The sequence below is a fragment of the Nocardiopsis sp. KDC1DS13DA1 genome (assembly GCF_055632325.1).
The window spans coordinates 71,007-85,395 of record NZ_JBVMUY010000031.1 but is presented as its reverse complement, the minus strand read 5'-3'; the positions used below and the strand labels follow the sequence as shown (position 1 = coordinate 85,395).

Genomic DNA, 14,389 nt, shown 5'->3' with positions numbered 1-14,389 from the left:
TATACCATCTACGACGCGCACAGCAGGAGAGAGGTTCCAAGAACCTCGATCGATCTGGCTCCCCTTCGAAGCGATCCTCGAAAGCCACTAGCTCTCAACTCTCTTGTGGTAACTTTCAAAGAAGAAAGACAAACTCCAAGACAGGCCATCCGGAGAGACGATGAGTACCTGCACCGGAACCACGAAGACGGTCCGCACCACCCGCGTCGAGACCGTGACCACCTGTTGCTGCCAGACCCAGCACGCCGACCGCCCGGAACGAAAGACGGGCGCGCGGGGTGAACTCCGGCGGCTCATCGAGGCGGGAGAGCTCCGTCCCGGGGAGTCACTGGTCTGGGAACGGCCGCGGAAGCAGGAGACCCACCACGTCACGGTCAACGCCGACGGAACGGTCACACCGCACGGCACCGACAAGCGCCACTCCCTTTCGACCGCGGCGGAGTTCTTCGCGCAGGGCTCGTTCAACGGCTGGAAGGCGTGGCGACGGGCCCGGGACGGTGCACGTCTGGACAGGCTGCGCGCCCTGATGGAGCACCGCTGACCCCCGCACGTGCCCGCTGCGAAGCATGCGCGTACCGCCGGTCCACCACAACACGAACAGGAAGACTCCATGTCCCATGTCATCCGGATCGACGACGAGGTGTACACCGAGCTCCAGAAGCGCGCGCAGCCCTTCGTGGACACCCCCAACGACGTGCTCCGCCGCGCCCTCGGACTGAACGCGCCCACGGGAGAACACGGAAGCGCGGATACCGAGCGATCGGACTCACCCGTGATGTCGGACGGTGAGCACGACCGCGGCGCACTCTTCGACATGGTCAAGGCGGGGAGTCTCTCCCCCGGTGAGCGGCTGGTCTGGGACCGTCCGCGCCGGGGAGAACGGCACACCGCGACGGTCACCCCGGGTGGGCGTGTGCGCGTGGACGGCAGCGACTCTGCGCCCTTCAGGACGCCGTCGGGGGCCGCGCGGTCGATCTGCGGACACGAGATCAACGGCTGGCGTCAGTGGCGCCGCGAACGCGACGGGGTCCTCCTCGAAGACCTGCGTTGACCGCTGACCGCACGCCGGCGCGGTTCTCCCGTCGTGGAGGACGCCGTTCAGCCAGGAGAAACGGATGGGCAGCGGCTCACTCCAAGGAGACCTCGACGAGGGTCGCCGGTGTCGGCGAGCCGTCCCGCATGCCCTCGGGCACGGTCCAGGCACCAGGCCTCCAGGGTGAGTTCGCTGAGCTCGCCCGGGTCGATCCCGTCAAGACGGACGACCACCCAGCCGAACCCGCCCGCGGTGAAGTACACCTCGGACCGCCCGGCCACGAGCGCGGCCTGCTCCAAAAGGATCTTGGGGCTCAGGGCTGTGGCCGTCGACCTGCCACGAGCGACATGTACTCCTCCAGGTAGTACGCGAACCGTTTCGCGGTCTCCGGGGCCTCGGCCAGGGCCAGTGCCTCCTCGACCCTGGCCCGTAGGAGGGCCCGCTCCTCCGTTTCCGGGGAGAGGAGGTCGCGGCGCAGAGCGGACGCCAGTTCCTGGTAGGAATCGATGAGCTCACCCACCCACTGCTTCGGGCTCGCCCCGCCCTCCGGCCCCTGGTGCCGGTCGAGCCACCACACCAGTCCCAGACCCTGGGACAGGACCCGTTCCCTGAGCACCTCCAGGCGGGCGGTTTGCTCTTCCTCCTCCAGACGCACCTGTTCGGATGCGCGGTACCGGGCGCGGGCACGAGCCTCCGTGGCAGCCGGGATGCCCAGGCGCACGCGACCCGAGACGGTGATCCGCCCGCCATCGTCGATCTCATCCGACAACTCCGCGTTGGCTGCCCATTCGGCCTCCTGGAAGTGCAGTACCGGATGCTTCGCGGTTACGGCGCGGACCGCCCCGACGAGGAGGCTGCGCGCGACCTCGTCGGGGTGCAGGATCCGCTGTTCGGCGCCATCGGTGACCGTCCACCCGTAGGAGAGGTGCGCGTCGAAGTACAGCCCGCTGTCGGCGCTCTCCACGCGGGCCGAGCACGTGCGGTCGAAGTCCGGTTGTTCGAGGGGGTGTTCCGCCGTTTCCTACTCCCCTCCACCACCCTCGGCGGGCGGCGATGGCCCTGCTCGGGTGGTGAATCCCTCGCACGGCCTCATACAGGGACTACGGGACGGCTCGCTCATGCGATCGACGCAGGTATCGGTCAAGGTGGCCTGTCCGGGCCTGGGAACCACACTCCGCGGTGGGAGCGTGTACGCGCTAACCGGCGAGGAGCTCCACGGCGTGGATCATACGGCGGAAGGATCGGCTGCGCCGTTCGGCCAGGCGAAGGTCCATGACGGCCGAGAACTTGGCCTGGTGCAGGGTTTCCCGGTAGGGCTCGTTCATGATGGCGCGCAACGCCCCCTTCGCATCACGCCGCGCCTCAGGGTCCTCGGGCGCCTCAGCATCATCCCGTACCGCGGCATGCGTCCGGAGAGACTCGGCCGCGGCGAGGAACCACGCCTCGTACTCGTGCCGTGCGATCACGATCTCGACCGGAACATTCACCAATCCCGGGGCCGGCACCATTTCCTTGGCCAGCTCCACAGGACACTCCTTGTCCCTGTCGTCGCCGTCCCGAAGAACGAGGACTCCGCCGTGGCCCCGCACACGCGCTGACTGAACACGAATCGCCTTCGCCAACTCCTCCGGCTTGCGCATCTTGGCCGAATCCAGCCGGAAGGGTTGTTCCACCCGCACCGCTGTTCCGGCGTACTCAGCGGCTACACGCGAAACGAGAACCCGAACCGCGGGCATTTCGCCATGCCCCTCCACGATGGGAGCGATGATCGCGAGGGACATCAGGCCCCTTCCAGCGGTAGGGACATCTGCGTCGTTTCGGGGAGAAGCTGATCCGTACGCAGGAGTTCGCCCGGCGTGTACAGGTGTTCCCGCATCGCCAACGCGCCCGCCTCGTCCAGTGGACCGATCCGGGTCTCACCCTCCACGGAACGGACCGCGCAGAGTTGCTCGACCTCGAAGTCGTCCCGATCCAGCAAATCGGGGCTGTGGCTGGTGACGATGACCTGACGCCGTGCACTCGCGTCCCGCAGAGCGTCCAGGAGCACCCCGGACGCCGCAGGGTGCAAAGCACTCTCGGGTTCTTCGATACCGATCGTGCTGAGCGTGTCTCCACTGTCAGAGAACAGCGAGACGAGGACTCCGAGAGCTCGCAGTGTTCCGTCCGAGACCGACTGGGCTGGGAACCGCCACGGGTCGCGGGCCCCCGGAACGTCCTGGGTGAACTCCAGGGTCTCCCAGTTACCCAAGTCCTTGCGTGACACACCGCGCATGCCCGGAACGATGTTGCGCAGGTAGTCCTCGATTCGGCTCTTGGCCGCCCGGTCCAGTCGGTGCATCACGCTGGCGATGTTGGCCCCGTCCCTGCGCAGGAACTCCCCGGAGTCCGGGGTCTGTGGCTCGCGCATGGCGTCAGGGTTCAGGCTGAAGACGTTGATACCGGCGAGCCCTTCGAAGACAGGCTCGAAGATGTCCAGGCCCGCGGCGGAGACGAGGTACAGGCGCTTCTCACTCGCCGGAGGCATGACGGGCTCGGAGGACTCGATCAGCTTTCCGTTGCGTACTTTGAAGTTTCCGCGGCGGGCGTCCCCGTCACCCGTGGTGTGCACGTGGCACTCTTCCCGGGTGACCTTGAATCCGCCCCCCTGAACCGCTCCCACCTCGAACCTGTACGTTCCGGAGGAAGTGGGTCCACGGAACTCCAGGTTGATCCCGAAGTGGTTGGGGTGTCCGGTGGACCGGCGACGTACTTCGGCCGCACCGCCCCGGGTACGCAGGGCTTGATCCAGCGTAGTCTGCAACGCCTCGGACAGCAGCCTCAACGCGTCGAGCACGTTGCTCTTACCCGAACCGTTGGGCCCTACGAGGAAAAGCAAGGGGCCAAGGCTGATGTCAGCTTTGGCGATGCTTCTGTAGTGCCTCAGTTGCACACGTGTGAGCGAGAATCGGTTGTCCTGCATGGTTCCAGTCTTTCAGTAGTACGCCCTCCGCGCACCGCAGCGGTGGCCGTGCCGGGAGCGGCGGCCCCCCGGCACGGCCGCGCGTGGTCGGGCTCAGAGCAGGTCCACGGCCAGGTGGAGCACCAGCGCGCCGGTCAGGACGGCGAGGGCGTGGGTGACCAGGTGGCGGCCGGTGGAGCGGGGTTTGCGGTGGCCGTGCGGCCTGCGCCGCGATTCGGGCGCGGGCTCCCGCGCGGTCGACGGGGGCGGCGGACCGCACATCCAGGCGGGCAGTTCGCCGTGGGCCTGGCGGTGGGCGACGCGGGGGTTGCCGCGCAGTTCGGCCAGGAGGCGCTGCTGTCGGGTGGGCGGTCGGCTGCCGGTTCGGGCGGGGGTGAAGCGGTGGCCCCGGGGTGCGTCCAGGACGGCACGGACCCGGCTGTCGGCGCTCACCGTCCCGCGCTCGCGCGTGCGGGGGCGGGCAGGGCGAACTCGGCCCAGATCACCGTGCCCAACCCGCCGCAGAAGGGGAAGTCCACGACGGCCCGGGTGCCCCACGCGGTGGCCAGGTGGTCGATGAGCAGCAGGCCCCGGCCGTGTTCGGCCTCCTCCCACTCCTGGGCGGTGCGCTGCGAGGGGATGCGCGGGCCGCTGATGGTCGCGGTCGTGTCCCGGGTTCCGTCGTCGACGATGGACACGAGCACGGTCGTGGCGGTGGGCATCGACAGGGTGCGGATGACCCGGCCGTCCGGGTCCTGGCCGGAGCGCGAGTGGTCGCACGCGTTCGCGAACATCTCGCTCACGCACAGCACGACCGTGTCCGACCAGTCGGGGTCCGTGCCCTCCATGCGGGCGAGGTCGGCGCGCAGGTCCGCTCGGGCCCAGGAGGTCTGGGCGAGGTCGCCGGGGTAGACGCGCGAAGGCCAGCGGCGCCCGGCGAAGGGCGGGGTGGGGGTGTGGATCGGAGCGCGCGGGTGCGGCACCATGGGCATGTCGGCAGTCCTTTCGGCAGATGCGTTGTTGGTTGTCGGCGCGCTCTGGTGGGTGGTACCAGCACCCGCCAGAGCACTTTTTCGTTTCGGGGTCCGCGCCGGTCAGCGGAGGGGGCGCAGAGGGTCAGCGGTGAGTCCGGCCTCATGGTCGGGTGTCCGGTCGTCCGGGTTACTGGGGTCAGGGCCGGTGGTGAGCGCTTTGGGCGCGCTCTCGCGCGAGCGCAGCAGCTTCTCCAGGAACCGGAGGGAGTCGGGGGCGGACAGCGCGGCGCCTTGGAGGGTGGCGAAGAGGTCCACATAGCCCTTGACGAGTGAGGCGTCGCTGATCAGGTGGCCGGGTCCGCACGGATGCGGGGTGTGGGCGAGGGTGTGCCGGGGTGAGAAGGACAGGGTCCAGAACGCTCCTCGCAGGCCGGGGTGGTGGGCCGTGCCGTGGGGGATGACGTACAGGCTGACCCGGCCGCCGGAGACCAGCCGGTGCAGGAACCTCCACTGCTCGCGGGTGATGTCCACGCTGCCGACGACGCGGGTCAGGGCGTCGGCGTCCATGACCACGCAGTAGTAGGGCGGACCGGAGCTGGTCGGCATGAGGCGCGAGCGACGGTGTCGGTCGCAGAAGAGACTGCGGACCTCCATCGGGCGCTCGGCCCTGTCCAAGGCGCGGGCGTAGTCCTCGGTGAGGAAGTCGTCGGGAAGGACGAGCGGGGCGTACACGCGGATCTGCTGCGCTGACGGGAGCAGCTCGGTGACGGTGGCTCCGCCGGAGAGTTCGTCGGTGATGAGGGCCTGAGCCCAGGCGTCCCACAGGACCCCTTCGGCGCACAGCTCCCGGTCCAGGACGGAGATCTGGTGGCGGTCTGGAGCTTCCTTCCCGGCCTCCACGTCGCGGAGGACGGCGATCGAGGTGAGGCACCGCTCGGCCACGAACGCCAGGGACAGCCCCTCGTTCTCACGTGCCGCCTTCACCCTGGCCCCGAACCGTGTCCACAGCTCGTCGGCGGTTCCGTCCCTCCCTCCCCCACCGCTCGCGCCTACTCGTGCCCACCGTTCACCAGCCATGACTGACCTCCGCTCGGTTCCCCGTTCAGTACCGTGCTGACACCCCTAAGCTAGACACAGACCAGAGAACTTACAAGGCATGCAAATAAAGTGGTCCGCATTATGAATACATGTCCCTTTTGGATCCAGTGAGATGATGTCCACGATCCCCACCCACCAGCGCGACATCGATGGAACGAAGGAGATCACCGTGGCCCAGGGCTCCCCCGTCCGCAGGCACTACCTGGTGAGTCAGCTCAAGCGGCTCAGAAGCCAGGCGAAGATGTCCCAGGAGCAGGTCGCCAACGAGCTGGGGTGGGACACCAGCAAGCTCTACCGGATCGAGAACGGACGGTTCGTCCGCCTGACGACGGAGGCCGTCGCCGCGCTGTGCCGTCTGTATGGAGCGAGCGATGCGCTTCGTGAGGAGCTGGTCGAGATCGCCAAGGCGGCAAGGAAGCAGAAGCCGTGGTGGTTCCAGCACGAGGATGTGGCGGGCAACGCCTTCTACAGCCTGGAGAACGAGGCGACCAAGATCCAGCAGTACGCGATGGGCGTCGTGCCGGGGCTGCTCCAGCACCCGGACTACATCGAGGCGCTGATGTCGCGCGGGTTCGTGGCCGACGCAGAGGAGCGTCAAAAGCGCGTGGCCGCACGGATTGAGCGTTGCGCCAGCATTCTGGATCGTGACCATCCACCCCGAATCTGGGCGATCACTGACGAGTCGGCGCTCCGGTGCCTGGTCGGCGGCCCGAAGGTGATGCGCACCCAGTTCCAGCACCTGATGGACCTCAACCAGCGACCGAATATCGACATTCAGGTACTGCTACTGTCCAAAGGCATGGCACAGTCCTGCGGCTACACCCTCCTGCACCTGGGCGAAACCGACCAGGTGGGCTACCTGGACGTTCCCCCGAGCGGGCACTTCTTCGAGGGCAGCGAGGAACTGACCAACCACGAACGCAGGTTCGAATACATGCAGGCTGCTGCCCTGCCGTTGGACGACACGCAAGACTTCATCCGCCGTCTGGCGGGCGAACTGGAGAGGTCCTAATGACCGAGCACGAAGCCGCCAAGGTGACGTTGGCCCCCGTCTCCCCCTGGCACACCGCCAGCTACAGCGTCGAGCAAGGCGAGTGCGTAGAGGTTGCTGAGGGGCCGATCACCGGGCTCCGGGACACCAGGCACCGCGACCTGGGGGCACTTTTCTTCGGTGGGAACGAGTGGCAAGCGTTCCTGAACATCGCCAAGAATGACCTGAGCTAAAGCAACACGAGCAACGTTCGGCCCCGTCCGCTGCGAGCCAGCAGACGGGGCCGAGTGCTGTGCAGATCAGGCGGGAGCGTGCCGGGGGCCGTGGCCGGGCGGTGGGGTGAGAGTGGACGTGAAGTTCTCCCCGTCGATCAGCGGAGTGTCGAGCGAGACTCCGACCTCCGCCATCCGATCGTAGATCTCCAGGATGAGCTCCTTGGTGCGGTAGGTGCCGTACTTCTCGACGTCCTTCCGCTTCACGATCGGGAACGTCTCCATGATGTAGTCCACGTCATCCCGATTAATCCCGTAGAGGTGGAAGAACAGCGCGTCCAATTCCGCCCGCATGACCGCACGGCGCTCCTCATCCCACCGGAACGGCGCACCCTCATCACCCAGATCCCGAGCAAAGGGTGCCATGTCGCAGGCAGTAAATGTCAGCTCAGCAACCCGACCCACGATAAAGGAAGCGAACGGTTCAAGAACTCCCGGAGAAAGCACCGGAACCTGCTCAGAAGTACTCTGGGGGATACTTGGTTGACTAAAGCTGTTGCGCAGCAAATAATCATAAGGGAACGAGTTAAAATTCGCCTCCAGCATGACGAGATCGCCAGCCGCAGGACCTGAAGATATGATCCATCCATACGATACTGGACCCCATGGAATGATCGCAGCGATGCACGTCCGGTCATCGTTATTTCGAGCGACCCTACGATGAGCGAGCATCCCAGTCTTGCACTTAAATTCTCTTCGCCCCTGACGCAATCGAGTCTCTTCCGGAGACACCCAGTACTGCGGCTGCACTACGTAGGTTGCGGACTCCAGATCAGGGAGTGACGACTCTCCTTTCCCAGTTGAGTCAGCGAACCTGTGATTGTACTGATGCCCCATGCGACCTTCATGGAGCGGCAGCATTTTCTTAGAGCCCTTAACAAATGTATCACCAATTAGCTCCCACCCATCTTCCTCCAGACCCTTTCGATCATGAAGTAGGTGCGAGTCATGGGACATGTCAAACATGCGGAGAAATGAAACACCCCACGGATTTACCTTGGGATCGCCTTCCCTAATCAGGACTGGAACCCTTCGGTAAACATCAAGGGTGATCTCGGCGTCACGCCGTGAACGGAATACCGGACAGGTCCCAGTATTGGGGTTGAGGAGGGTAGTTTCCTCAGGGGCCATAGTGAAAACCTTGTCAATGCTCTCCAAATCCGCCGGATCATGGAGGAAAAACGCGAAAAAAGCTTCAGGCTCCCGCGCACCACTGCCCACGAGTGACAGGATGCAGAACTTCATGCGCGAGTCCACGGCTGGAAAGAGACCAGCGCGGTTCTCGAAGTCATAGAGTGCCGCGATCGAACCGTTCTTCACCAAATCCTTGAAGAAGTACTGGGTCCGTGCATCCGTAGCGATTCCTGTCGGCACAATGACACCGCATCGCCCTCGGCCACCGAGCAAAATCCTGTCTGTCTCCGCGAAAACCGCATAGACGTTCAGGTTTCCCTGACCAGTAAGCGGAACACGACCAGACCTACGCAGGAAGTGGCTCTCCGCATAGACCTTACGCTTCGCCTCCGCGTACTCTTGGTAGAGGCCCTGCTTGTCCGGGTCATCCTTCAGAGATGCAATCAGCTTCTTGCGCTGAGCAGCACGCGAAACCTCGGCGATCTCCGGTGCCCGCTGAGCGAAGAACTCCTGTTCTTTGAGCTCCACGCTATCCCACGGCGGATTTCCCAGAACGCAGTCGAAGCCACCCTTCCAGCCTGTGCCCGGGTTGATACCCTGCCCGGCCTCGGGCACAGAGAACACATCCGGGAACTCCAGGTACCAGTGGAAGAAGTGGTATTGATCGCGCAGCCTGACGATCTCCTCGTGCGTGGCTTCCGAGGCCCCCTTACCCTCTGGGTCCTGCAATGCCTGGAAGACGCCCTCAGTCACAGGCCGTGGCGCTTCCGGTGTCTTCAAGCACATGAACGCCGAGCACCAGGCATCCGCCAAGTGCAAAGCGTGCGTGTACTCAGCCGAACGCTGCCACTCTTCGTATGCCTCTTCCTGCCTCCGGACATCCTGAATAGATTCGGCCGGGGCAGTCGTGATCTGGTTGAGTCGACGCGCGAAATCGGTGTTGGAGACCTTGACGGAATTGACGTCGATATCGAAAAGACTCTCCTGGCCTCCTCGCTCCTTGACGTTGATCTTCTCCAGGGCCTTCGCGTGCTTCTTGTCATCGCCTTCTGTAGCGATGAAGGCCGCGTCCGGAATGCCCTCCCTCATGAGCTTCGGAGTAGCACCGATCAGGGAGTTTCCGTACTTGATGTGCGCATCCAGGAAATTCAGCGGCTTCCCCGGCTCCAAAGCCTCCAGCCACAGCGATACCTTGGCCAGATCCACCGCCATCGGGTTGAGGTCCACCCCGTAGATGCAGTGCGCCACCACCTCGTGCATGGCGTGCCGGACCGCCTCCACGGTCGGCTCCGGGTTGCCCTCACGCACCGCAGCGACCTTCTTGGCGATCCGCCGCGCCGCCGCCACCAGGAAGTGCCCCGACCCACACGCGGGGTCGCAGACGGTCAGCTTCAACAGCTCCGAGACGATCGCCTCGGCCTCGTCGGCCTGCCCGGCCGCGCTGGCCGCGACAGAGCCGCGCTTGACGGCGTCGTCGATGACCGGGTCGAGGGAGGAGTCGAGCAACGTCTCGATCAGCGACGAGGGCGTGTAGTACGAGCCCGTCGTCTTGCGGTCGTTCCCGGCCAGCTCGACCAGCTCGAAGGTGCGGTCGGCCGGGCTGTGCCGAGGCACCAGCTCCAGCAACGACTCGTAGATGGAGCCCAGCTCCTCGGCGTCCAGGTTGCGGTAGTCCACCGCCCGCCAGCGCCGGGAGTCGGTGTCCCGCACCTGAGCCAACTGCCGAACCGCGCCCAGCAGCGCCTCGTTGGACAGCTCCAACCCCTCCAGGGGCGCGTCGGCCCCGGTGTGCGTGAACAGACCACCGAGCGCGGGGATACCCAGCTCCGGACGCCCGTTCGTGGAGGGCTTCCGACCGCCGAGAGCATCGAGCACCAACCGCAGCGCCCGGTACTGGTCGCCGTGGGCGGTGCCTCGGCGACGGCGGGCGTGGCGGCGCAGCCGTGCGGAGGAGAAGTAGGCCGCGTAGCGCTCCCTGGCCCGCTCGTCGGTGCCGGGCGGGTGCAGCGCTCCCCGGTCCTCGGCCACGAACAGGAACAGCAGCCGGTACACCATCCGCAGCAGGGCCGCGTGCAGCTCCTTGGTGTCCAGGTCCTCCCGCAGGCGGGAGTTGGCCGGGTGCTTGAGGAAGCCGGTCCCCAGGATGGTGATGGCCTCCTGCACGCCCTTGCGCAGCTGGTCCAGGGCGCGGGTCCCGGAGCTGATCGCCTCGGTGCGCCACTTCTCCAACCAGCAGGCGGCGGGCGGCTCGCCCTCCTTGACCTGGAACCGGGAGGCATGCAGCAGCCGGTACAACAGCACGAACTCGTTGAAGAGCTCGCCGTCGAACATCGCCTCCAGGTCGAACTCGACGTAGGCGGCGGTCGCCAGAGCACTGGAGTCGCGCAGCAGTCGCAACTGCCGCCCGTTGGTCACGACCGCCCACAGGTGCGCGGACGTGCGGTTGAGCGCCTCCTGCACGAGGGACTGCGGCGGGACCGTGCCCGTTCCCCCGGGCCGCCGGTCCAGCTCCGTCGCCCAGGCGGGCACGTGGATGGGCACGTGCTGCCAGCGGTGGCTGAGCGGGAAGACCTTCTCCGGGTCGTCGTCGGCGACGATACTTCCGGCCCCGGCCTCCGGCAGCAGGCCGAAGCCGAGCTCGTTGAACAGCGGCAGCACCCAGTTGGTGAGGGCGATCCCGGTGGGATCGGAGGCGGGGGCGCCATCGTCGCCCGGGGGCAACTGCTTGCGCAGGTCCCGCCACAGGCTCTTGAAGTAATCCCAGTGGCGCTCGGCCTCGTCGGCCACCGACCGCGACCCCACCACCCCGTAGTCGGCGGGCTTGGCGCCGGGCACGTCCCTGCCCTCGGCGATGCGCAGCAGCATGTCGGTGGGCAGCAGCCCGCCGACGGTGTGCACTGCGGTGAGCACCTGGTTCTTGGCGATGGCGGACATCAGGCGTTTCCTCCGGCGGGGGCGGCAGAGTCGACGGACGTGGGAACAGGGAGGTAGACGTAGGCGCCGAGGATGTCGGCGGGCTCCTGGGGCTCGACCTTCAGGCCGCGGACGATCTCACGGGACTTGCTGGTGTCGGCCTGGCGCACGCGGCGGTGGGAGTCGGCCAGTTCCTCGGCGAGTTCGCGTCCGTAGGCGGCCAGGCGGTCGTTGACGGTGGGCAGGCCGTCGATGATCCTGCCCATGGTGCGCTCGGCGGAGGCCGGGTCGGTGTTGGCGTCGGCCTGGGCGTCCAGCAGCGCGACGGCCTCGTCCGGTTCCAGCCACTCGGCGCGCTCGGGCGCGCCCCGGAAGGCGAGCATCCGGGCGTCCTCGGCCACCACCTGGCGGGTTCCGTGCCGGGAGGGCAGGGTCAGGTGGAACCGGTAGCGCACCAGCAGCAGAGTGGTGCGCTTGTCGACCGCCGCGGTGCGGACCACGCCGCAGCGGCGGGCCGGGCGGGCCCCCGCGGTGTCGGGGTCCAGGGCGGCGTCGAGAACATGCGAGGCCAGCGCGCCGACGACCGGGTCGGTGCGCACGAGGGCGGCCTCGCCCCGGGCGACGGCGGCGGTGTCGCGGAACGGGAACGGCTTGCCGTCCTCCACGGCCGCGGGGCCGAGCACGGGCGCGAAGGCGTCGCGCAGACCGACCGGGGTACCGGACACGTCGGCGGTGAACCCGTCGGGCGCGGTCCGGATGACCGCCTCCAGCTCGCGCAGGGAGGTCTCCACGAACGAACGCACCTCGCCGGTGCCGCCCAGGGCGTCACGGACGGAGGCGACCTCGCGGGCCACCTCCTCGGGGTGGATGGTGCGCTGGGCGAACTTGGAGCGGGACAGCTTCTCGCGCTCGGCCGCCGACTTCCACTCGGCGTCCAGTTGGTCGGCCTTGACGGTGAGCTCGTCGGTGCCGAACAGGGCCTCCTGCTCGCCGGTCTGGGAGCGCATGAGCAGCCAGTCCACGATGGCGTCGGTGACGCCGGAGGAGGACTCGTCGGGCACGGAGACGGCGATGCCGAGGTCCTTGCGGATCTGGCGGTACTTGCGGATCAGCACCTCCAGCACCTTGCCGTCGATGCCGTTGTCCTCGCCGTAGAGGGTGATGACGCGGACCTCGTCGCGTTTTTGCCCGTAGCGGTCGACACGACCCTCGCGCTGGTCGTGGCGGGTGGGGTTCCACGCCAGGTCGTAGTGGACGACGGCGTCGAAGTAGTGCTGGAGGTTGACGCCCTCGGACAGGCAGTCGGTGGCGACCAGGACCCGGCGGGCGGCGGTTCCGCCGTCCCCGCTCTCCGCCTCGCGCGCGGTCTCGGCGGCGGCCTCCTCCGCGAACTCCTCGATGCGCTGCACCCGCTGCTGCGGGGACAGGGTGCCGGTGACGTGCTTGACTGCGGTCTTCCAGCCGGGGCGGCCGTCCTTGGCACGGCCGTTGAGCTTGCCGTCCAGGTGCTCGGCCACGTACTCGGCGGTGTCGATGTAGTGGCAGAAGACGATCGGGTCGTACCCGTCGGCCAGCAGTTCCTTGAGGTGCTTGACCAGGGCCTTGAGCTTGGCGTCCCTGGCCGGTCCCTCCAGCTTCTCGGCGCGCTTGGCCAGCAGGAGCAGCGGGTGCTGGTCGCGCTCCTCGTCGGCCTTGGCGCCGGGGGCGGTGTCCATGCCCTCCAACTGGTCGGCGTCGACGGCGTCGCGGGCCAGCGGGGCACCCAGTTCGTCGGCCTCCTGGGCGGACTTGGCCAGGGCGGCGGCGGATCGGGTGGTGAGGGTCTTGGCGGCGGCGCGCGGGGAAGAGACCAGGGAGCGCAGCATGGCGATCGCCGACCACCAGGCGACGCGGTGCTCGCGCCCGCCGGGGGCTCCGGCCTGTCCGACGCGCTCGCCCGCGTAGGCGATGGCGTCCTCCAGCAGGGACCTGTACTCGGGGCTGAGCTTGTACTTCTCGTCCTTGAACTGGCGGTCGGACGGGAAGGCGGTGCGCTCGGCCAGGGAGTCGTCGGCCAGGCCGTCGCCCTCGCGGGTCAGGTACCGGCGCACGTCGGCGCGCTTGCGCTGCACGAAGTGGCGGGCCAGGAGTCGGCGCCCGGCGTCGGTGTCGAGGTTCACCTCTGCCAGGTCGGGGTTGACCAGGCCGAGCAGGTTGCGGAAGGCCGACTCCTTGCCGCTGTGCGGGGTGGCGGTCACCAGCAGCAGGTGGCGGTCGGCGTCCGCAGCGACCTTCTGGAGGAGTTCGTAGCGCAACTGGTTCTGACGGGAGCCGGTGTCGTCGGCCGCCACGCAGGTGTGCGCCTCGTCGACGATGACCAGATCCGGGCAGTGGCGGACGAAGTCGTCGCGGTGCCGGGTGGACTTGATGAAGTCGGTGGAGACGATAACGTGCTTGTGCTTGTCGAACAGGGACTGGCCCAGGTCCAGGCCGCGCTCCAGCCGGGAGACGGTGGAGGCCAGGACGAGTTCGGCGTCGATGTTGAACTTGGTGCGCAGCTCGTCCTGCCACTGCTCGGCCAGGGCAGGGGAGCACAGCACGGCCAGGCCGGTGGCGTCGCCCTGGGCGAGGAGTTCGGAGGCGATCAGGCCCGCCTCGACGGTCTTGCCGATACCGACGTCGTCGCTGATCAGCATGCGCACGGTCGGCTGGCGCAGCGCCATGAGCAGCGGGACGAGCTGGTAGGCGCGCGGCTGTACGGCGATCCCGGCCAGGGAGCGGAACGGCCCGGCGCCGGAGCGGAAGCCGATGCGCAGGGCCGAGCGGAGCAGCCCGGCGGCCTCGGCGTTGCCCAGGTCGGTGGCGTCGGGCGGGTCGAAGGTGGCCGCCTCGACCCTCTCGAAGGCGGGGAAGAGGGCGGCCACGTCGTCGTCGCTGCCGCCGAGCGGGCGCAGCACCAGCATGTCGTCGGCGCTCTCGGGGAGCACCACCCATTCGCGGCCCCGGGCCGAGACCAGGGAGCCGGGGGCGTACGTGGTGGTCATAGGAGGGTGTCCT

12 protein-coding genes and 1 pseudogene are annotated in these 14,389 nt (G+C 67.4%); 4 read left to right on the top strand and 9 right to left on the bottom strand.

Annotation, left to right across the window (positions count from 1 at the left end; all coding sequences use genetic code 11):
* The first annotated feature begins 160 nt into the window (after nt 1–160).
* Nucleotides 161–541: a restriction system modified-DNA reader domain-containing protein gene (locus ACTVAJ_RS20715; protein ID WP_470389865.1), complete on the top strand. Its 381-nt coding sequence runs from the start codon at nt 161–163 to the stop codon at nt 539–541.
* Between the two features lie 69 nt (nt 542–610).
* Entirely contained in the window at nt 611–1,051 is a 441-nt protein-coding gene (locus tag ACTVAJ_RS20710; protein ID WP_470389864.1) for a restriction system modified-DNA reader domain-containing protein, read from the top strand.
* Nucleotides 1,052–1,127: 76 nt separating this feature from the next.
* On the opposite strand, the pseudogene ACTVAJ_RS20705 reads toward ACTVAJ_RS20710, so the two are convergent.
* From ACTVAJ_RS20705 to ACTVAJ_RS20675, 7 genes and pseudogenes are all read right to left on the bottom strand, one after another.
* Nucleotides 1,128–1,362, bottom strand: a pseudogene (locus tag ACTVAJ_RS20705) (MmcQ/YjbR family DNA-binding protein); the annotation flags it as partial.
* A complete protein-coding gene (locus ACTVAJ_RS20700; RefSeq protein WP_470389863.1) occupies nt 1,347–1,997 on the bottom strand; it encodes a hypothetical protein in 651 nt (216 codons plus the stop codon). The gene ACTVAJ_RS20700 and the pseudogene ACTVAJ_RS20705, both read right to left, overlap by 16 nt.
* A gap of 232 nt (nt 1,998–2,229) precedes the next feature.
* Nucleotides 2,230–2,814, bottom strand: coding sequence for a DUF4276 family protein (locus ACTVAJ_RS20695; RefSeq protein ID WP_470389862.1), 585 nt, complete (start codon nt 2,812–2,814; stop codon nt 2,230–2,232).
* Nucleotides 2,814–3,992, bottom strand: a complete 1,179-nt coding sequence (locus ACTVAJ_RS20690; RefSeq protein ID WP_442789758.1) for an AAA family ATPase — start codon at nt 3,990–3,992, stop codon at nt 2,814–2,816. Before ACTVAJ_RS20690 ends, ACTVAJ_RS20695 begins: the two co-directional genes overlap by 1 nt.
* Nucleotides 3,993–4,085: 93 nt before the next feature.
* Nucleotides 4,086–4,424, bottom strand: coding sequence for a hypothetical protein (locus ACTVAJ_RS20685; RefSeq protein ID WP_470389861.1), 339 nt, complete (start codon nt 4,422–4,424; stop codon nt 4,086–4,088).
* A complete protein-coding gene (locus tag ACTVAJ_RS20680; RefSeq protein WP_470389860.1) occupies nt 4,421–4,963 on the bottom strand; it encodes an ATP-binding protein in 543 nt (180 codons plus the stop codon). Before ACTVAJ_RS20680 ends, ACTVAJ_RS20685 begins: the two co-directional genes overlap by 4 nt.
* Nucleotides 4,964–5,065: 102 nt before the next feature.
* A complete protein-coding gene (locus ACTVAJ_RS20675) occupies nt 5,066–6,022 on the bottom strand; it encodes a helix-turn-helix domain-containing protein (protein ID WP_470389859.1) in 957 nt (318 codons plus the stop codon).
* A 133-nt stretch (nt 6,023–6,155) separates the two neighbouring features.
* Here ACTVAJ_RS20675 and ACTVAJ_RS20670 point away from each other — a divergent pair, with 133 nt between their 5' ends.
* Nucleotides 6,156–7,055, top strand: a complete 900-nt coding sequence (locus ACTVAJ_RS20670) for a helix-turn-helix domain-containing protein (RefSeq protein WP_268642936.1) — start codon at nt 6,156–6,158, stop codon at nt 7,053–7,055.
* Nucleotides 7,055–7,267 carry a DUF397 domain-containing protein gene (locus tag ACTVAJ_RS20665; protein WP_268642937.1) on the top strand — a complete coding sequence of 71 codons (213 nt, stop codon included), beginning with the start codon at nt 7,055–7,057 and terminating at the stop codon, nt 7,265–7,267. The genes ACTVAJ_RS20670 and ACTVAJ_RS20665 overlap by 1 nt, the downstream gene beginning before the upstream one ends.
* 66 nt (nt 7,268–7,333) lie before the next feature.
* Here the strand turns inward: ACTVAJ_RS20665 and ACTVAJ_RS20660 are convergent, their stop codons facing one another.
* Both ACTVAJ_RS20660 and ACTVAJ_RS20655 read right to left on the bottom strand, forming a co-directional pair.
* The gene (locus ACTVAJ_RS20660) at nt 7,334–11,374 is read right to left on the bottom strand and encodes an Eco57I restriction-modification methylase domain-containing protein (RefSeq protein WP_470389858.1); all 4,041 of its coding nucleotides are present in this window, start codon (nt 11,372–11,374) and stop codon (nt 7,334–7,336) included.
* Nucleotides 11,374–14,376 (bottom strand): helicase-related protein, encoded by a 3,003-nt coding sequence (locus ACTVAJ_RS20655; RefSeq protein ID WP_470389857.1) that lies wholly within the window; start codon nt 14,374–14,376, stop codon nt 11,374–11,376. Before ACTVAJ_RS20655 ends, ACTVAJ_RS20660 begins: the two co-directional genes overlap by 1 nt.
* Nucleotides 14,377–14,389 lie beyond the last annotated feature (13 nt).

Excerpts from the sequence above, each read along its gene's own strand:
- ACTVAJ_RS20715 (WP_470389865.1), top strand. The coding sequence starts at position 161 with ATGAGTACCTGCACCGGAACCACGAAGACGGTCCGCACCACCCGCGTC.
- ACTVAJ_RS20710 (WP_470389864.1), top strand. The coding sequence starts at position 611 with ATGTCCCATGTCATCCGGATCGACGACGAGGTGTACACCGAGCTCCAG.
- ACTVAJ_RS20695 (WP_470389862.1), bottom strand. The coding sequence starts at position 2,814 with ATGTCCCTCGCGATCATCGCTCCCATCGTGGAGGGGCATGGCGAAATG.
- ACTVAJ_RS20690 (WP_442789758.1), bottom strand. The coding sequence starts at position 3,992 with ATGCAGGACAACCGATTCTCGCTCACACGTGTGCAACTGAGGCACTAC.
- ACTVAJ_RS20680 (WP_470389860.1), bottom strand. The coding sequence starts at position 4,963 with ATGCCCATGGTGCCGCACCCGCGCGCTCCGATCCACACCCCCACCCCG.
- ACTVAJ_RS20675 (WP_470389859.1), bottom strand. The coding sequence starts at position 6,022 with ATGGCTGGTGAACGGTGGGCACGAGTAGGCGCGAGCGGTGGGGGAGGG.
- ACTVAJ_RS20670 (WP_268642936.1), top strand. The coding sequence starts at position 6,156 with ATGATGTCCACGATCCCCACCCACCAGCGCGACATCGATGGAACGAAG.
- ACTVAJ_RS20665 (WP_268642937.1), top strand. The coding sequence starts at position 7,055 with ATGACCGAGCACGAAGCCGCCAAGGTGACGTTGGCCCCCGTCTCCCCC.
- ACTVAJ_RS20660 (WP_470389858.1), bottom strand. The coding sequence starts at position 11,374 with ATGTCCGCCATCGCCAAGAACCAGGTGCTCACCGCAGTGCACACCGTC.
- ACTVAJ_RS20655 (WP_470389857.1), bottom strand. The coding sequence starts at position 14,376 with ATGACCACCACGTACGCCCCCGGCTCCCTGGTCTCGGCCCGGGGCCGC.